This is a genomic window from Streptomyces abyssalis, assembly GCF_001751365.1.
Lineage (GTDB): Bacteria > Actinomycetota > Actinomycetes > Streptomycetales > Streptomycetaceae > Streptomyces > Streptomyces abyssalis.
The window spans coordinates 935,362-953,676 of the sequence record NZ_LJGT01000038.1; the positions used below are offsets into that span (position 1 = coordinate 935,362).

Sequence of the window (18,315 nt, forward strand, 5' to 3'; positions counted from 1 at the left end):
GCGGCGTCACGTGAAGAGGGCGTCCGCCTCGGGGGTCGTCGCGTCACGGCTGCCGGGCAGTGACTGTTCCGTCCAGATGACCTTGCCGTCCTTCGTGTAGCGCGTCCCCCAGCGCTCGGCGAACTGCGCGACGAGGAAGAGCCCGCGGCCGCCCTCGTCCGTCGTGGCCGCGTGGCGCAGGTGCGGTGAGGTGCTGCTGTGGTCGGAGACCTCGCAGATGAGGGCACGGTCGTGGAGCAGCCGCACCTTGATCGGCCCGGTGCCGTACCGGATGGCGTTGGTGATCAGTTCGCTGAGGATCAGCTCCGTGACGAAGCCCTGCTCCTCCAGGCCCCACTCCGCGAGCTGCGAGGAGACGGCGTTGCGCACCCCGGAGACCGCCGAGGGGTCCGACTCCACGTCCCACTCGGCGACCTGGCCCCGCCCCAGCACCCGCGTACGGGCGACCAGCAGCGCGATGTCGTCGCCCTGGCGGTCCGGCAGCAGGGCTTCCAGCACCGCGTCGCAGCTCTCCTCGGGCGACTGGCCCGCCTGCGCCACCGCGTCGCGCAGCAGCCGCAGCCCGGTGTCGATGTCCTTGTCGCGGCGTTCGACGAGGCCGTCGGTGAACAGCACGAGGCGGCTGCCCTCGGGCAGCTGCAACTCGGCCGATTCGAAGGGCAGTCCGCCGATGCCCAGCGGCAGTCCGGCCGGCACGTCGGGGAACTCCACGGTGCCGTCGGGGCGTGCCACGGCGGGCGTGGGGTGACCGGCCCTGGCCGTCACACACGTACGCGAGACCGGGTCGTAGACCGCGTAAAGGCAGGTGGCGCCGGTGATGGCCGTCTCGTCGCCCGCCTCGATGGCGTCATGGTCGATGCGTGCGGCCAACTCGTCCAGGTGGCCGAGGAGTTCGTCGGGCGGCAGGTCGAGGGCGGAGAAGTTGTGCACGGCGGTACGGAGCCGGCCCATGGTGGCGGCGGCGTGCAGCCCGTGTCCCACGACGTCCCCCACGGCGAGCGCGACGCGTGCCCCGGGCAGCGGGATGACGTCGAACCAGTCGCCGCCCACTCCGGCCTTCGCGGGCAGATACCGGGAGGCGACCTCGACGGCGCTCTGCTCGGGCAGTGCGCGCGGCAGCAGGCTCCGCTGCAGGGCGACGGCCATGCCGTGCTCGCGCGTGTAGCGGCGTGCGTTGTCGATGGACACGGCGGCACGGGCGGCCAGTTCGGCGGCGAGGGACAGGTCGTCGTCCTCGAAGGGCTCGGGCTTCTCCGAGCGCCAGAAGTTGACCACGCCCAGCAGCACGCCGCGGGCGCGCAGCGGCGCCGCGATCAGCGAGTGGATGCCGTACTCCAGGACGCTGGCGGTGCGTTCGGAGTCCTGCTCGCGCCAACCGCGCGACTCGCGCAGCCGGGGCTCCATCACTGCCTGTCCGCTCTCGAAGCCCCGGGCCTGCGGCGAGGGCGCGGCGAACGTGATCAGCTCGCCGAGCGGGTACAGCGGCTGGTCGTCGCGGATGCCGTGGACGGCCGTGCGACGCATCGCCGGGCTGCCGCCGCCCGGTTCGTCGCCGCGCAGCACGGCCTCGGCCAGGTCGACGGTGACGAAGTCGGCGAAGCGCGGAACGGAGACCTGTGACAACTCCTCGGCGGTACGCACGACATCGAGGGTGGTGCCGATGCCGCCGCTGGCCTCGTAGAGCAACTCCAGGCGTTTGCGGCCCACTTCGACCCTGCTGGTGAGGAGACGCAGCTCGGTGGTGTCGCGGAGGGTGGCGACCCAGCCGGGAGGACCGCCGTGGCGGTCGGTGGAGCGGTTGTTCACGGCGAGGAGCCGGTCGCCGGCGGGCAGGACCTCGTCCGTGGCGACGCGCCCCGGGACGAACAGCCGGCCCATGGACGTCTCCAGGCCGAGCTCCGTGACGTGGCGCCCCTGCGCGTCGGGCGGCAGGTCCAGCAGCCGGCTCGCCTCGTCGTTGGCCAGCAGCAGCCTGCCCTCGCCGCTGACGATCAGCACGCCCTCGTGGACCGCGTGGAGCACCGCGTCGTGGTGCTCGTACATGCGCGTCATCTCCAGCGGTCCCAGGCCGTGGGTCTGACGGCGCAACCGCCGGCTCACCAGTGCCGTACCGGCGGTTGCGAGCGCGAGCGCGACGGCGGCCGCGCCCAGGAGGATCGGGAGCTGCCGGTCGACGACGCCGCTGACCTTGTCGATCTTGATTCCGGCCGAGATGAGGCCGACGATCTCGCCGTCCCGGCCGGTCACGGGGACGACGACCTGAACGAGCCGGCCGATGGTGCCCTCGATGGTCTCGGTGTGGACGCGTCCCTGCAGCGCGGGCCCCGTGGTGCCGACGAACTTCTTCCCGATCCTGTTCGTGATCGGGTGGGTGTACCTGACGCCGTCCTTGTTCATGACGGTGATGAAGTCGACCCCGCTGCGCTTCCGCGCGGCCTCGGCCGGGCCCTGCAGCCGCGCGGTCGGATCGGACGAGCGGAGCGCGTCCACCGTCCCCGGCGCGTTCGCGAGCGTCTCGGCGACGGCGAGCGACCGGTCGCGCGCCGCCTGCGTGCCGTCCCGCCGCACCTGGAGGACCAGGGCGGCCACCGCAGCCACGACGAGCAGCAGGACCACGGCCACCTGGAGGACGAAGACCTGCCCGGCGACGCTGCCCTCACGCAGCAGCGTCCGCCGCAGGCGCCTGCCGGTCAACGGCGGGGCGGCCAGGGCCCGAAGACGTGTCAGCGGTCCTGCCATTGCCCCTGTTTACACTGCTCGATCTCGTGCGTCGACAGGTCGTCGGCTTGCTCGAACGTGTGACGCAGCACGGCACCGGCTTCCTGTGCGCTCCGTTACGGACTGCTTACGGTGCTCCCTCATCCCGCCCCGGCCGGGGGTGCTCAGCCCTTCCCTGCCGGGGTCAGCCCTTCTCGGTCGCGGGTCAGCCCTTGTCGGTCGTGGCCGCGTCCGCCTTGCCCGATGCGTCCGCCTTGCCCGACGCTGCCGGCTTGTCGCTGAGCGACGTGCCGGGCTCGGCACCGCCGCGCGGCATGAGCAACAGCGCGGCCATGGCGAGCACGCAGCAGCCGACCATGTACCAGCTGATCCCGGTGCTGGAGCCGGTGTTCTCCAGGATCGCCGCGGCGATGAGCGGCGCCGGTCCGCCCGCGATGACCGAGGCGAGCTGATAGCCGAGACCGGCGCCGCTGTAGCGGACGTTCGCCCCGAAGCTCTCGGCGATCAGCGCGGCCTGCGGCCCGTACTGGATGTCGTGGAAGAACAGCGACAGCACGATGGCGGCCATCACCAGCCCCGAGCTGCCGGTGTCGATCATCGCGAAGTACGGGAACGCGAAGGCGCCGACGCAGGCGATGCCGATCCCGTACGTGAGACGTCGTCCGATGAGGTCGGATATGTACCCCCACAGCGGAACGCTGACCAGGCCGACGGCCGCGGCGATGAGGGTGTCGTTGAGCAACTCCTCCTTGGACAGGCCCACTTCCTTCGTCCCGTAGGTCAGGATGAAGGTGATGAAGAGGTAGAAGGGGGCCTGCTCGGAGAGGCGCACGAAGGCGGAGGTGATGACCTCGCGGGGCTGCTCGCGCAGCACGCTGACGACGGGCATGCGCACGACCTCGCGGTCCTTCTTCACCTCCTGGAAGGCGGGGCTCTCCAGCACGCGCAGCCGTACGTACATGCCGATGCCTATCAGCACGAAGCTGGCCAGGAACGGCACGCGCCAGCCCCAGCTCTCGAAGCCGTCGCCCGAGGCGGAACTCATCAGCTGGACCATGCCCGTCGACGCGAGCAGCCCCAGTGGGACGCCCAGCTGCGGCCAGCTCGCCATCAGCCCGCGGCGGCGCTTGGAGCCCCACTCCATCGACAGCAGGACCGAGCCGCCCCACTCGCCGCCCACGCCGATGCCCTGGACGATGCGGAGGAGCACCAGGAGCACGGGGGCAGCGAAGCCGATCGAGGCGTACGTGGGCAGCAGCCCGATGAGGAAGGTGCTGACGCCCATCAGCATGAGCGTCATCACGAGGGTCGACTTGCGCCCGACCCGGTCTCCGAGGTGGCCGAATATCGCGGCGCCGATGGGGCGCGCGGCGAAGCCCACGAACTGCGTGCCGAAGGCGGCGAGCACACCGACGTACGTGGAGTGGCCGGGGAAGAAGAGTTGCGGGAAGACCAGGGCCGCGGCGGTGCCGTAGAGGAAGAAGTCGTACCACTCGATGGCCGTGCCGACCGTGCTGGCGACCACCGCGCGGCGTCGCTGGCTGCGTATCGTCTGCGGCTCACCCGCGGGCGTGGACGTGGGCGTGGTCATGGCGGCTCCTCAGGGTGGACTGGCCAGTGATCCACTGAACGAGAGATGCCGGAAGGTTCGAGCCATCCGGGTCCGCTGTCAAGGGAGTGCGCCTGCCCGGGCCGCGACCCGGCACGCGCGGCCGGGTGCCGCCCGCGCGATCGGCCCGTTCACGCCTGCCTGTTCACTCCCCCGTTTCACTTCCCCGTCGCGCCAGGCGGGGTCCTCCGGCCGATGCGCTCCCGGATCGGCGCGTAATGCCTGACGATCGCGTCGCGCAGGAGCGCCCCGTCCGACGCCCCGATCGCGTCGAGCACGGCGACGTGCACGTCCGCGGTCTGCGCGAGATCCGTCCTGCCGGGCAGCGCGCCGAGGGCGATGGAGTGGACGTCCCAGAAGGCGCCGGTGAGCTGAACGGCCAGCGCGTTGCCGGTCGTCTGCATGAGGAGCATGTGGAACTCCCGGTCCTCGTCGAGGAATTCCCTTCCGATCTCGGCCTTCTCGTGCATCGTGCCGGTCAACTGCCGCATCGCAGCCATCACTTCGGGCGTCGCGCGCTCGATGATCAGCTCCGCCAGGGCGGTCTCGATCAGCTGCCGTACGTCGATGAGATCGGCCATGACGTCCTGGTCGTCGTGTGCGTTGAGCAGCCCCCGGAAGGCGAGCGACTCGACCATCGCCGTGAGGCTGAGACGCCCCACGTAGGTGCCGTATCCGTGCCGGACCTCGACGATGTCGAGCGCGGAGAGCGTCTTCATCGCCTCGCGGATGCGCGACCTGCTCACGTCGAGCTGCTCGCTCAGCTCGTTCTCGGTGGGCATCGGGTCGCCCGGGGCGAGACGCCCCAGCAGGATGTACTCCTTGATCCGGTCCACCACGGACATCTCCGGGGCACGCGGGGCGCCGAGGGGGTGGAGACGGGCCGCGCCTCCGCGGCCCGGGCCGGCGGGCTCACCGAGGGGGGCGGGTCCGTACTCGGCAGGCAGCTTCTTCGGCGGCATCCGGGGGCCCTTCCCGTGTCAGGAGCGACTTCGCTGTCGCCCGGAGGTGTGAGTCCCGACGTCGGACATCCTATGTCCGCGTGGATGGGCGTACGGGCGTACGGGCGTACGGGCGGCCGGGCGGGCCTGAAGCCGGAACCGCCGGAAGGCCGGAAGGCCGGAAGGCCGGAAGGGGTCTTGCCGCCCTCGACGGCCCGGCCCTAGCGTCAGGACATCAGACATCCGACGTCCGATGTGGGGGATCATGACGACCGGCAAGAGCAAAGGCACCGCCTGGTACCGCGAGATATCCCGGTCGCAGTGGCGGGCCTTCACCGCGGCCTGGCTCGGCTATCTGCTCGACGGCTTCGACTTCGTGATCATCACTCTCGTCCTCACCGAGGTGACCGACGAGTTCGGCCTCTCCGGCGTGACGGCCGCGGCACTGGTCTCCGCCGCGTTCATATCCCGGTGGTTCGGCGGCCTGGCGCTCGGCGCCTTCGCCGACCGCTTCGGGCGCAGGAACGCCATGGTCGTGAGCATCGTCCTGTTCTCCACCGGTTCCGCGCTGTGCGCGGTGGCGCCCGCGTACTGGGTGCTCTTCGCGGCACGGCTGCTGATCGGCCTGGGCATGGCCGGGGAGTACGGATCGAGTGCGACGTACGTCATCGAGTCGTGGCCCGAGCACCTCCGCAACAAGGCATCCGGCTTCCTGATCAGCGGATTCGCCATCGGAGCCGCGCTGTGCGCACAGGTCTACCGGTTCGTCGTGCCGGAGTTCGGGTGGCGTGCGCTCTTCGCCGTCGGCCTCGTGCCGATCGTGGTCGCGCTGTGGCTGCGGCGCGCACTGCCCGAGTCCGGGGACTGGCAACGGGCCCGCGACGCCCGCAGGGCGGGAAGCGCCGGGGGAGGGCCGCCCGACATGTTCCGCGTCCTCTACCGGAGCGCGGGGGCACGGACCGGCGCGGTGAACATCGTGCTGACGCTCGTGGCGTTCGGCGCCCTGCTGCTCGTCTTCGCCGGGCTCGTACACGGCGCGCTGCCGGTGACGGCGCTGGCGCTCGTGGTCACCGTGGTCTTCGTCTGCTTCATGGTCCAGTTCTCCGGACGGCGATGGCCCACGGGCGTCACGCTGATGATCGTCGTCTTCGCGGCCTTCCTGTACTCGTGGCCCATCCAGGCGCTGCTGCCCACGTATCTCAAGTCCGATCTCGGGCTCGACCCCGGACACGTCGCGGACCTGCTCTTCTTCTCCGGCTTCGGCGCGGCGGCCGGCTGCGTGCTCGGGGGCTTCCTGGGCGACCGTCTCGGCACCCGCAGGGCGTACTGGACGGCCCTCGTCGTCTCGCAGGTGCTCGTCTTCCCGGTCTTCCTCGTCGGGGAGCGGTCCCTGGTCCTGCTCGGGGCGCTCCTCTTCCTGCAGCAGGTCTTCGGGCAGGGCATCTCAGGGCTGCTGCCGAAGTGGATAGGGGGCTATTTCAGGGTGGAGCAGCGTGCGGCGGGACTCGGGTTCACCTACAACGTGGGCGCGCTGGGCGGTGCTGTGGCACCCGTGCTCGGTGCGGCGCTCGCGCAGACGATGCCGCTGGGGACGGCGCTCGCGGTGCTCTCGTTCGGGCTGACCGCCGTCGTGATCGTCCTCGTCGCGGTTAACGCGCCGCTGCGCGCACAGCGGCTCGTCGCCCCCGGGCATGTGTGGGACACGGATGCCCTGGACGTCGTTCCGCAGGTCCCCGCGCCGGCGGTGCCCGGCGCGGGCAGGGAAGGAATGCCTTCATGAACGCATCTCGGTCATCTCCGCAGACAGGCACACGCACCGCGAGCGGCGGCGTGGTGCCGCCCGTCGTCACACCCCTCACCGAGGACCGCGAGTTCGACGTCCCCTCGTTCGAGCGGCTGATCGGCCGGCTCCTCGCGGCCGGCGTCGACGGGGTGTTCGTGCTCGGCTCGACGGGCGAAGCCGCTTTCTGCACCGACGAGTTGCGGGTCCGCGTCATCGAGGAGGCCGTGCGCGTCACGGCGGGACGCGTGCCGGTTCTCGCCGGCGTCATCGACACCCAGACGGACCGGGTGCTCCGGCAGCTCGAAGCCGCGCAGGAGGCCGGCGCGGACGGGGTGGTCGCCACCGCGCCGTTCTACGCCGTCACCCACGCACCGCAGATCAGGCGCCACTTCGAGACCATCGGCGAGCGGGCGGACGTCCCCGTGTACGCGTACGACATCCCGCTCTGCGTGCACACCAAGCTCGACCCCGGCATGCTCGTCGAGCTGGGGCTCAGCGGCGCGCTCGCCGGCGTGAAGGACTCCTCGGGCGACGACGTCGCGTTCCGGCGGCTCGCGCTGCACAACCGTGCCGAGGGCGGGCCGCTCACCCTCTTCACCGGGCACGAAGTCGTCGTCGACGGGGCGTATCTGGCGGGCGCGGACGGTGTCGTGCCGGGCCTGGCGAACGTCGACCCGGACGGGTACGTACGCATGCACGCGGCCTTCCGCGACGGTGACTGGGCGGCCGTACGCCGCGAACAGGACCGTCTCGCCGCCCTCTTCGAGATCACCCGCGTCGCCGGGTCCGTCACCGGCTGGGGTGCGGGCGTCGGCTCCTTCAAGACGGCGCTCATGCTGCAGGGGGTCATCGCGCACAACCAGCTGCCCGAACCCTTCGGCGCCCTCGACGGCGACGACGTGGAGGCCGTCAAGGCGGTCCTCGGCACGGCCGGGCTGCTTCCGCCGCTTCCCCCGCCGCCGCTGCCTTCCCGATGACCTGATGCCGACGAGTACGGGTACGGCACCGGGGCTTGTTTATCGGGCTGGCAAAACCGCCCTGCCAGGGCACCCTTCGCGGCGTACGCTTCCCGCGCGGCCGGTCCGTGATCACTGGTCCGCCGTGACACCACCGCGCCACGCACGGAAGGACCTTCGGGTTGTCGCTCTTCACGCGTTCCCTCTGGCAGCAGAGGAACAAGGACAAACACACAGAGAAGGGCACGAACCCCGGGAACGGCCCCAGCTCCGCCACGTCCACGGACGGGACCGGCACGGACGAGGTGACGGACGGGACCGGCACGGACGAGGTCACGGACAGGACCGCCACGGACGAGGTCACGGACGGGACCGGCACGCACGCACGGGAAGGCGCCGGCACCTCCGAGGACCCCGGCGGCCCGGACGCCCCCGCGGGGCCCGGCGACGCCGCCGGTGAGAACGGCGGCGAAGGCAAGGGCGCGGACGACGAAGGCCCGCGCGCCGGACGGGCCACAGCCGCCCGCATCGCCGCGGGCACGACGACCGTGCTGGCCTCCGCCCTCGTGCTCCTCGCCCTCCTGCTGCCGAACGCGATCCCGCGCCTCACGCCCAGCGCCTTCATACGCATACCCGTGGAGGCGATATTCGGCACGGTCGTGCTGCTCGTACTGCCGCCGCGGGCGAGGCGCTGGACGGCCGTCCTCGCGGGCACCGGGCTCGGCCTGGTGACCATCCTGAAGTTCCTGGACATGGGCTTCTACTCGGTGCTCGCCCGCCCCTTCGACCTCGTACTGGACTGGATCCTCTTCGACGACGCCCAGTCCTTCCTCAAGGACTCCGTCGGCCCGGCCGGCACCGTCCTGGCCCTGATCGGCGTCGTGGTCCTCGCGCTCGTCCTGGTCGTCTTCATGGCGCTGGCGGTCAGGCGTCTGAGCCGCATCATGGCCGAGCACCGGGCGGTGACGACCCGTACCGTCCTCGCCGTCGGGACGGTCTGGATCGTCTGCGCGGTCTTCGGTGTGCAGACGGGGAAGGCCGATGTGGACGTCGCCTCCAGGAGCACGGCTCTCCTGGTGCAGAACCGCGTGGACGCAGTCAGGGCCGGCATGGCGGACGGGAAGGCCTTCGAGAAGGTGGCCCGCGTCGACAAGTTCGACGAGACCCCCGGCAAGAAGCTCGTGCCGGATCTGCGCGGCAAGAACGTCGTCTTCGCCTTCGTCGAGAGCTACGGCCGCAGCGCCGTCGAGGACCCCGAGATGGCCCCCGGCGTCAACCAAGTGCTCTCCGAGCGGACGGACGCCCTGAACGAGGCGGGCTTCTCCTCCAGGAGCGGCTGGCTCACCTCGCCCATCTCCGGCGCCGGCAGCTGGATGGGCCACTCCACGCTGATGTCCGGGCTGTGGGTCGCGAACGAGCAGCGGTACCGCAGCGTCATGTCCAGCGACCGCCTGACCATCACCCGGGCCTTCCGCAGGACGGGCGACTACCGGATGGTCGGCATCATGCCGGGCGTCAGGCGGTCCTGGCCCGAGGGCAAGTTCTACGGCATGGACCACATCTACGACTCCCGTGAACTCGGCTATGAGGGCCCGTACTTCAGCTGGTCGCCCGTGCCCGACCAGTTCAGCCTGAAGTCCTTCGAGCGCCTGGAGCACAGCAAGGCGAAGGCGGACGGCAAGCCCCTGATGGCGACGATCATCCTCGCCTCCAGCCACAACCCCTGGTCGCCGCTGCCGAAGATGCTCCCGTGGAACAAGCTGGGCGACGGCTCCGTCTACAAGCCGATCCACGACGCGGGCGCACGGCCCACCGAGGTGTGGAAGGACCCGCACCGGGTGCGCGCGCAGTACCGGAAGGCCATCGAGTACTCGGTCCAGAGCCTCACGGAGTACGTGGAGAAGTACGGCGACGAGGACACCGTGCTCGTGATGCTGGGCGACCACCAGCCCGTACCGACGGTCACCGACGGCTGGAAGAACAAGGACGTGCCCATCTCGATCGTCGCCCGCGACAAGAAGGTGATGGACAAGGTCTCGGACTGGGGATGGGACGAGGGCCTCAAGCCGGGTCCGAAGGCGCCGGTCTGGCGGATGGACAAGTTCCGCGACCGCTTCCTGACGGCGTACGGATCGGAGCCCGACACCGGGTCCGAGTCCAAGTCCGGGTCGGGGGCCAAGTCCGGGTCGGGGGCCAAGTCCGGGTCGGGGGCCAAGTCCAGGTCGGGGGCGGCACCCGGGTCCCCGTAGGGCACTGTGCACATCGGCGGGCCCCGGCCCGGCCCCGTTGACCGGCCGGGACGCCTTCGTCCACAGTGGCGTGCACTTCCGTCGGGGCGGCCCGCGCGGGTGCCCGGCGGGCGGCTTCCCCGAGGCCGTGCGCCCGTGCGTGCGAGGAGGACCTGGACGTGAACCGATGACCGGGCAGGCGCCGCGCCGGACAAGCGGATGAGCGCCTACGCGGAGCGGCCGTGGCTGGACCTCTACCCGCCCGGAACCCCGGCCGGCATCGTCCCCGTGCACGGCACGCTGCTGGAGATGTTCAGGGCGTCTGTCGAACGCGCACCCGGCACCGAGGCGATCCGCTACTTCGACGGCGTGCTCACCCTCGCCGATCTGGACGCCGCCTCCGACGCACTCGCCGTGGCCCTCGCCGGTCACGGTTTCCTGCCCGGGGACCGGCTCGCGGTGTACGTGCAGAACAACCCCGCCTTCGTCGTAGGCCTGATCGCCGCCTGGAAGGCGGGCGGCAGCGCGGTCGCCGTCAACCCGATGAACAAGGCCCGCGAGGTGACGTACCTGCTCGCCGACTCGGGCGCGACGGCTCTGCTCTGCCTGGACGAGCTGTACGAGAGCGTGGCCCGCGACGTGATCGCCTCCGGAGGCACGAACGTCGGCACCGTCGTCACCTGCTCGCCGCTGGACTGGCAGACGCGCGACGATCCGCGGCTCTTCCCCGACCCGGACGCCACCAGGGCGACCGGCCGCCCCGCCGGGACGCTCGACCTGCTCACCCTCGTCCGGGAGTACGCGGGACGCACGCCCGAACCGCACACACCGGCCCCGGACGACGTCGCCGTACTCACCTACACCTCCGGCACGACCGGCGTGCCCAAGGGCGCCATGAACACCCACGCCGGAATGGTCTTCAACACCTGCACCTACCGGGAGTGGATGGGCCTGACGCCCGACGACTCCGTCCTCGGCGTCGCCCCGCTCTTCCACATCACCGGCCTCGTCGGGCATCTCACGCTCGCGCTGCTGCTGCCCTGCCCGCTGGTGCTCGCCCACCGCTTCGACCCGGGAGTGGTGCTCGACGCGCTCCGCGAGCACAGGCCGACCTTCACCGTCGGGGCGATCACCGTGTTCATCAGCCTCTCGGCGGCCCCCGGCGCAGCTTCGGAGGACTTCTCGTCGCTGCGCGTCGTGTACTCCGGAGGTGCGCCGGTGGCTCCCGCCGTCATCGCACGGATCAGGGAGGTCACGGGGCTGTACATCCACAACTGCTACGGCCTGACCGAGACCAACTCCCCTTCCCACGCCGTCCCGTTGCACACGGAGGCACCCGTGGACCCGGCAACCGGTGCGCTGTCGGTGGGAGTTCCGGTCTTCGACACCGTCGTACGCATCCTCGACGACGGCGGCGAGGAGGTGCCGGTCGGCGAGACCGGCGAGATCGCCACCTACGGGCCGCAGGTGGTGCCCGGCTACTGGGGCAGGCCCGAGGCGACCGCCGAGTCCCTTCCGGGCGGTGAACTGCGCACCGGCGACGTGGGGTTCATGGACGAGCAGGGCTGGTTCTACCTCGTCGACCGCAAGAAGGACATGATCAACGCGGCGGGCTACAAGGTCTGGCCGCGTGAGGTCGAGGACGTCCTTTACGGGCATCCGGCGGTGCGCGAGGCGGCGGTGGTCGGCGTACCGGACGAGTACCGCGGCGAGACGGTGAAGGCGTTCGTCTCCCTCAAGGACCCGGACCACCGGCAGCCGGCACCGGGAACGGGCACGGGCCCGGGAGGGGCCACGGACACGGACGGGGAACGGGAACCCGTCACCGAAGCGGGTCTGATCGCCTACTGCCGGGAGCGGATGGCGGCGTACAAGTACCCCAGGTCGGTCGTCTTCCTCGACGAGCTGCCCAAGACCTCAACCGGCAAGATCCTCCGCCGCGAACTGCGGCCGGACACCCGGTAGTGCGCCCCAGCCCCACGGCCTGAGAGAACCTCCGCGACCCGGCCATGCCGCGGTGCACCCGTGGCGTGCTAGCTTTTGGTCACTCGCCCAAGACGATTGTCCAATGCCGGTCCCGGTTGGAGGGCTTCCCATGTCCCGTGGCTACAAGAGCTTCGCCTCCCGCAGACGTGCCGAACTCAGCTCCGGCGGCACCCTCGTCACCACTCGCGCCGGAACCGTCGAGTACGCCGAACTCGGCCCGTACTCGGGCCTGCCGGTCCTGTTCTTCCCCGGCGGCCTCGCCGGCCACGACCAGACCCGGCTTCTCTCCCCGCTCGCCGCAGCGGGATGCCGCGTCATCGGGTGGTCCCGGCCGGGATATCTGCGTACGCCCCTGACGACCGGAAGCAGCTTCGCCGAGCAGGCCGACGCCGCGGCCGCGCTGCTCGACGAACTCGGCGTCCCGGCCGCGGTGGCCTACGGGATCAGTGGCGGCGGGCCCATGGCCATCGAGTTCGCACGCCGGCATCCCGCGATGACGCGGGGCCTGGTGCTGGAGTCGGCCGTGAGCCGACGCTACGCACCGAAGATCTCGCCCCTGGCCAGGGCGCTCTTCCTCACGCCCCGCGGCGCGTGGCTGACCACGCGTTTCGCACGCCGCCGGCCACGCGCGTACGCGGCGGGGTTCGTCCGCCAGGAATCGACGCTCGACCGCCGGAGAAGGCGGCAGGTCGTCGAGTGGATACTCGCCGACAGCGGGCGCCGCACGATTCTGCAGGCCGTCACGGACCTGATCACTCCGTACGAGGACCGTGCCGCGGGTTCGGAGAACGACCTGCGCCGTTGGGCCGCGCTCGACGATTCACTCACCGCCGGCGTCCGCTGCCCCACCCTCGTCCTCCACGGGAGCCACGACGGGGACGTCGACCCCGCGCACGCGCGCCACTCCGCCGCCACCATCCCGGACGCGCGGCTGCACATCGTCGAAGAGGGCTGGCATCTGCTGCCGCTCTCGATGGGCGGCGGATCGGCGTACGAGGCGACGTGCGCCTTCCTCGGCATCGACTCCACGGGGCGGACGGACCGGTGAGCGCCGGGACGGACGGGGGCGGAGGTCTCGGGCGCTCAGTCGTCCGGAGCCAGCGCCACCCACACCTGCCCGCGCGCGAAGGGCAGCCGCTTGCCGTCGGCGTCCGTGAACTCCGTGCCGTCGCTCTCCGACGGACGCTTCCAGCGGGCCTCGTACTCCTTGCCGTCCCGGAGCACCAGGGCACGCCCCGAGCCCACCGTCTCGGTGAGCGGGGAGGCGCTGTCGCTGATCTGCACGTACTGGACCACCACCGTGGCGGCCTCCAGCCGCCCGGCGTCCGTCGTACTGGCCGGCCGGCCGTCCATCGAGACCAGCCAGCGCTTCTTCTCCGCCGACCAGTCGAAGGAGTACCGCGCTGCCTGGAATTCGACGGTGCGCCCCCGCGTCTTCCGCCCGCCGGCCGGCGCGGACCCGAAGCGGAAGCCGATGTCGCCGGGCGCCCCGACGTCGGAGGCGGCGTCCGAGTCCAGGGCACGGCCCGGGCGCAGATAGAGGTTGTGGGGAGCGGGTCTGTCCCCTTTCCGTACGTACGCCTCCCGTACACGCCCCGGGAACAGCGCGGCCAGCGGCGCGGACTCCACCTTGAGCCGCACCTCGGAGGAGGCGCCGGAGTAGGCGAGGCCCGGATGGTCGAACTGGCGCAGCAGCTCCAGGTCGGACTCGCGGGCGCTGCGCACCGGGCCGACGAGCGAGGGAAGGCTGGAGGCGAAGACGGCCACTATGCGGGTGAGACCGGCCTCGACCTGCTCGATGTAGACGATGTCCGCCTTCTGCAGGCCGGTGTGCGGCCGGGCGGCCTCGACGTTGTCGATCTTCACGGCGAGCACCTTCTCGCCGGCGCCCACCCGGCCCGTGAACGGCGAGCGCTCCCCGTCGCCGTCGCCTCCACCCCCGCCGCCTCCGCCCCCGTCACCGTTGCCGTTGCAGGCGGCCGTCAGCAGCGACAGCCCCGCCGTCAGCAGCACCGTCCGGCGCGATCCCGTCCACTCCATGGCGCCCGCCTCCCTCATTGCGCTCCCGGGTGAGGTGAGCGTTCCCCGAAGGCGGGCGCCCACGGCATGCGGCGCTGAATAAATGTCCGGATGGGCGCCCGGGCGGGTCGGGGCACCCTCGGGCCGATGGCTGGCCGACCCGGCGGACCGGGCGGACGGTGGCCGCCGCCCGCCCGGACGCGGCGTCAATTGCCGTACCGCGCACCGCCGTTGATCTGCACGATCTGGCCGGTCACCTGCGCCGCGCCCGGCGAGGCAAGCCAGAAGACCGTCTCCGCGACGTCCTCGGGCGTTCCCGTACGGCCGGTGACCGTCTGTGCGGCGAGCGCCTCCCGCCGTTCCTGCGGCATCCGGCCGCCGAAGAACCCGGTCGCCTCGACGAAGCCGGGCGCCACCGCGTTCACCGTCGCCCCGTGCGGGCCCAGCCTGCCCGCCAGCTCGTACACGTACGGGTGCAGCGCCGCCTTCGACGCGGCGTACGAGCCCGTACCGGAGCCGCGGTAGGCCGCGATGGAGCTGAGCAGCACGACCCGGCGGCCCGGCGCCTGAAGGAGGTCGGTGAGGGCTTCGGCGAGGAGCACTGCCGTGAGCACGTTGGACTCGAAGTCCGACCGCCACTGCCATGCGACGCCCGCGAGCCCGCCCGGCGGCTCCTTCCCGCCCGAGGCGTACTTCACGTTGCCGCCGGCGCTGCCCACCAGCACGTCAACGCGGCCGTAGCGGGCGCCGGCCTCGTCGCGTACGCGCTGCGCCCCCTCGGGCCCGGTGAGGTCGGCGGCGAGCGTCCCGATCCCGCCCCGTACCGCGCCTTCGGCCGTGAGCTCCTCCGCGGTCTGCCGGAGCACCGCCTCGCGGCGCCCCACGAGCAGCACGCGGTCGCCGTCCTCCGCGAAACGGCGGGCGGCGGCACGGCCGATGCCCGTACCGCCGCCGCTGACGATCACAACCCTGTCCATCCAGGCCCCTGCCCTGTGCTCAGTCTCCCGCGTAGGCCTTGCGCAGGACGTCGAGGTCGAGCTTCGTCATCTTGAGCATCGCCTCCGTGGCCCGCTTGGCCCTCTCCGAGTCGGGGTCGCTGATCATGCCGACGAGCTCCGTGGGCACGACCTGCCAGGAGACCCCGAACTTGTCCTTCAGCCAGCCGCACGCGACGCCTTCGCCGCCGTCGTCCACGAACCGGTTCCAGTAATGGTCGACCTCCTCCTGGTCCTCGCAGTCGATCTGGAAGGAGACGGCCTCGTTGAACGTGAACTGCGGCCCGCCGTTCACTCCCACGAACCGCTGGCCGTTGATCTCGAACTCGGCCGTCACGACCGACCCCGCGGGCCCGGGCCCGGCATCGGTGTAGCGCACGATCCTGCCGAGCTTGGAGTTCTTGAACACGGATACGTAGTACTCCGCCGCTTCCTCGGCCTGCCCGTCGAACCACAGGCAGGTGGTGAACCCGTCGACCGTCATCGCTGCCTCCCGCAGTCGGATGTCTCTGCCTGTACGGACCGGACGCGGGCGGAGAAGTCATCGCATACGGGTGAACCGGCCGCCTGCCTCGCCTGTGCTGGTCGCCGGACCCGTCACCTGTGCTCGTCGCCGGACCCCGTCACCTGTGCTCGGGGTTCTCGTGGTCGTGCCGGCAGCCGGCGTCCCAGGCGGTGCGCTGGTTCCCGTACGCGGGAACGCCGCCCGCGTCCTTCAGCATCCGGGCCAGGTGCAGCAGGTTCCACGTCATGAAGGTGACGTTGCGGTTGGTGAAGCTGTTCTCCGGGCCGCCCGAGCCGGGGTCCAGATAGGAGGGCCCGGGCCCGGCCTCGCCGATCCACCCGGCGTCGGCCTGCGGCGGGATCGTGTAGCCGAGGTGCTGAAGGCTGTAGAGGACGTTCATCGCACAGTGTTTGACTCCGTCCTCGTTCCCGGTGATGAGGCAGCCGCCGACGCGCCCGTAGTACGAGTACTGGCCGCGGTCGTTGAGGAGGCTGGAGCAGGCGTAGAGGCGCTCGATGACGCGCTTGGTCACGGAGCTGTTGTCACCCAGCCAGATGGGACCGGCCAGGATGAGGACGTCCGAGGCCAGGACCTGCTCGTACAGTCCGGGCCACGCGTCGCTCTGCCAGCCGTGCTCGGTCATGTCCGGCCAGACGCCCGTCGCGATGTCGTGGTCGACGGCTCTGACCACGTCGACGCGCACGCCCTCCCCGGTCATGATGCCGGCGCAGCGCTCGATGAGACCTTCGGTGTTGCTCCGCTCCGGCGAGCGTTTGAGGGTGCAGTTGAAGATCAGGGCGCGCAGGTCGTCGTAGCGCGCGGGCGGCGGTTCCTTGGGCCGGGGTGCTTCCCCGGGGGCGGCGGACGCGTTCACTTGCGCTCCTTCGCGGGGCGGCGGGCGGCGGGCGGCGGTGTGACCGTCGACGGCAGGCGGGCGACGGCACGGCGAGGGCCGCGGCGCGCGGCCGCACCCGGCGGTGCGCCGCGGCCCCCTGCGTCTGCCGGTGTCTCCGGTGTCTCCGGTGTCTCCGGTGTCTCCGGTGTTGCCGATGTCCGCCGGTGGACCTCAGGTCAGTGCCGCGGACGTACCCGGGCGGAGTCGGCACTGGATTCGTACGCGGCGGTCCCGGAGAAGGAGGCGCGGTAGCCGTTGTGCAGCAGATCGCGGTAGAGGCGGTCGATCTGCTGCCGGCTGCCATGGACGTTCGCGGTGCAGCGGGCCGTTCCCCGCGCGTCGGTGACCGCCCGGCAGAGCTGTCTGGTCTGCGACGCGTTGCCGAACCGGACCGTCTCGCCTGCGAGCGGCTTGCCGCCGGCCCGGGTCAGCTTGGCGGACAGTCCGCGTACCTTCAGCGCGGGCGGGCCGAAGTGGCGTTCCGCGGTTGCGGTACGGGCCTCCAGCCTGGTGCGTACGGCCTCCTGGATCACCGGGTCCACGGGAGCGGTGAGGTCGGTGAAGGGGACGACGGTCTGCGGCCCGCCGCGGGCGGGCACCCGCACCACCCGGTCGTTGAGGCTGTCGGCGATGTAGAGGTTGTTCCTGCGGTCGAGGGTCAGCCCGGAGGGGCTCGACAGGCCGGTGGTCGGAACGGTCGTCTGTCCGCCGCCACGCGTCGGCACCCGCAGCACCCGGTTGTTGCCCGAGTCGGAGATGTAGAGCCGTTCGGCGCGGGCGTCGAGTGCGAGGCCCGTCGGCTGGGAGAGACCGGTGGTGGGCACCGTCGTCTGCCCGCCGCCGCCCGCGGTCGGCACCTTCACCACGCGGTCGTTGACGAAGTCGGCGATGTAGAGCTCGTTCTTCCTCTCGTCCAGCGCCAGGCCCTGGGGGTGCGTGAGGCCGGAGGTGGGGACGGTGGTCTGCTCTCCGCCCCCGACGGGCACCTTCACCACCCGGTCGTTGCGGCTGTCGGCGATGTAGAGGTCTCCGGCCCGGCTGAGCGCCAGCCCGAGCGGACGGTCCAGGCCCTCGGTCGGGACGGTCGTCTGCTCACCGTCGGCGGAGACCTTCACGATCCTGCTGTTGATGGTGTCGGCGATGTACAGAGCGCCGGCGCGGTCGAGTTCCATGTAGCTCGGACCGTTCAGGCCCGTGGCCGGCACCGTCGTCTGGGGTCCGTCGGGAAGCCGGAGCTTCTGGACCTCGTTCGCGGGGATGTACTCGCTGATGTAGAGGGACGCGCGGCGGGACCCGGACTCCCCGGCACCGGTGCCGGGCTCCGCGAAGGCCGAAGGGGTGGCGGAGGCCAGCCCGGCCGTGCACAGCATGAGGATTCCCGTCACGGCCGCCGCACGGCGCCACGAACCGGACCGCCAGGTGAGGCGCTTGCGCCATGACGGCTGCCCCGCTCGGGACGACGGAGACGGGGACGGCACGGAGGACGGGGACGTCTGGGACGTCTGGGACAGCTGGGACGGCTGTTGTGGACGCGGCCCGGGGGAACGCTCTGGATCCGGCTCGGCGGAACGCCCGGGAAGTGAGTAGCGGTTCATGGACACCCACCTGTTCTGGGCCGTCGGCCTGCGCCGTTTCGGCCCGCGAGGATGGCGTACGCGCCCGCGTCGCATGGAGGACGAA

At 71.4% G+C, this 18,315-nt stretch carries 13 protein-coding genes; 5 read left to right on the forward strand and 8 right to left on the reverse strand.

Annotated elements, in window-relative coordinates:
- Nucleotides 1–6: 6 nt before the first annotated feature.
- From AN215_RS11390 to AN215_RS11400, 3 genes are all read right to left on the reverse strand, one after another.
- Entirely contained in the window at nt 7–2,739 is a 2,733-nt protein-coding gene (locus tag AN215_RS11390; protein ID WP_079122898.1) for a SpoIIE family protein phosphatase, read from the reverse strand.
- A gap of 184 nt (nt 2,740–2,923) precedes the next feature.
- Nucleotides 2,924–4,309 carry an MFS transporter gene (locus AN215_RS11395; protein WP_070009015.1) on the reverse strand — a complete coding sequence of 462 codons (1,386 nt, stop codon included), beginning with the start codon at nt 4,307–4,309 and terminating at the stop codon, nt 2,924–2,926.
- A gap of 176 nt (nt 4,310–4,485) precedes the next feature.
- A complete protein-coding gene (locus tag AN215_RS11400) occupies nt 4,486–5,289 on the reverse strand; it encodes a FadR/GntR family transcriptional regulator (RefSeq protein WP_245694399.1) in 804 nt (267 codons plus the stop codon).
- 244 nt (nt 5,290–5,533) lie between these two features.
- Here AN215_RS11400 and AN215_RS11405 point away from each other — a divergent pair, with 244 nt between their 5' ends.
- The 5 genes from AN215_RS11405 to AN215_RS11425 all read left to right on the forward strand — a co-directional run bounded on the left by AN215_RS11405 (nt 5,534) and on the right by AN215_RS11425 (nt 13,269).
- Nucleotides 5,534–7,048: an MFS transporter gene (locus AN215_RS11405; protein ID WP_070009491.1), complete on the forward strand. Its 1,515-nt coding sequence runs from the start codon at nt 5,534–5,536 to the stop codon at nt 7,046–7,048.
- Nucleotides 7,045–8,028 (forward strand): dihydrodipicolinate synthase family protein, encoded by a 984-nt coding sequence (locus AN215_RS11410; protein ID WP_070009016.1) that lies wholly within the window; start codon nt 7,045–7,047, stop codon nt 8,026–8,028. The genes AN215_RS11405 and AN215_RS11410 overlap by 4 nt, the downstream gene beginning before the upstream one ends.
- A gap of 161 nt (nt 8,029–8,189) precedes the next feature.
- Nucleotides 8,190–10,256: an alkaline phosphatase family protein gene (locus AN215_RS11415; protein ID WP_070009017.1), complete on the forward strand. Its 2,067-nt coding sequence runs from the start codon at nt 8,190–8,192 to the stop codon at nt 10,254–10,256.
- Between the two features lie 198 nt (nt 10,257–10,454).
- Nucleotides 10,455–12,200: a class I adenylate-forming enzyme family protein gene (locus AN215_RS11420; RefSeq protein WP_070009018.1), complete on the forward strand. Its 1,746-nt coding sequence runs from the start codon at nt 10,455–10,457 to the stop codon at nt 12,198–12,200.
- A gap of 130 nt (nt 12,201–12,330) precedes the next feature.
- A complete protein-coding gene (locus AN215_RS11425) occupies nt 12,331–13,269 on the forward strand; it encodes an alpha/beta fold hydrolase (RefSeq protein ID WP_070009019.1) in 939 nt (312 codons plus the stop codon).
- A 35-nt stretch (nt 13,270–13,304) separates the two neighbouring features.
- On the opposite strand, the gene AN215_RS11430 is transcribed toward AN215_RS11425, so the two are convergent.
- The 5 genes from AN215_RS11430 to AN215_RS11450 form a co-directional block, all read right to left on the reverse strand.
- Nucleotides 13,305–14,261: a DUF3048 domain-containing protein gene (locus tag AN215_RS11430; protein WP_070009020.1), complete on the reverse strand. Its 957-nt coding sequence runs from the start codon at nt 14,259–14,261 to the stop codon at nt 13,305–13,307.
- 185 nt (nt 14,262–14,446) lie between these two features.
- Nucleotides 14,447–15,217 carry an SDR family NAD(P)-dependent oxidoreductase gene (locus tag AN215_RS11435; protein ID WP_070009021.1) on the reverse strand — a complete coding sequence of 257 codons (771 nt, stop codon included), beginning with the start codon at nt 15,215–15,217 and terminating at the stop codon, nt 14,447–14,449.
- A 19-nt stretch (nt 15,218–15,236) separates the two neighbouring features.
- Nucleotides 15,237–15,719: a VOC family protein gene (locus AN215_RS11440; protein ID WP_070009022.1), complete on the reverse strand. Its 483-nt coding sequence runs from the start codon at nt 15,717–15,719 to the stop codon at nt 15,237–15,239.
- 139 nt (nt 15,720–15,858) lie between these two features.
- Nucleotides 15,859–16,614, reverse strand: a complete 756-nt coding sequence (locus tag AN215_RS11445; RefSeq protein WP_070009023.1) for a flavodoxin family protein — start codon at nt 16,612–16,614, stop codon at nt 15,859–15,861.
- 197 nt (nt 16,615–16,811) lie between these two features.
- Entirely contained in the window at nt 16,812–18,020 is a 1,209-nt protein-coding gene (locus AN215_RS11450; protein ID WP_216093790.1) for an NHL repeat-containing protein, read from the reverse strand.
- Nucleotides 18,021–18,315 lie beyond the last annotated feature (295 nt).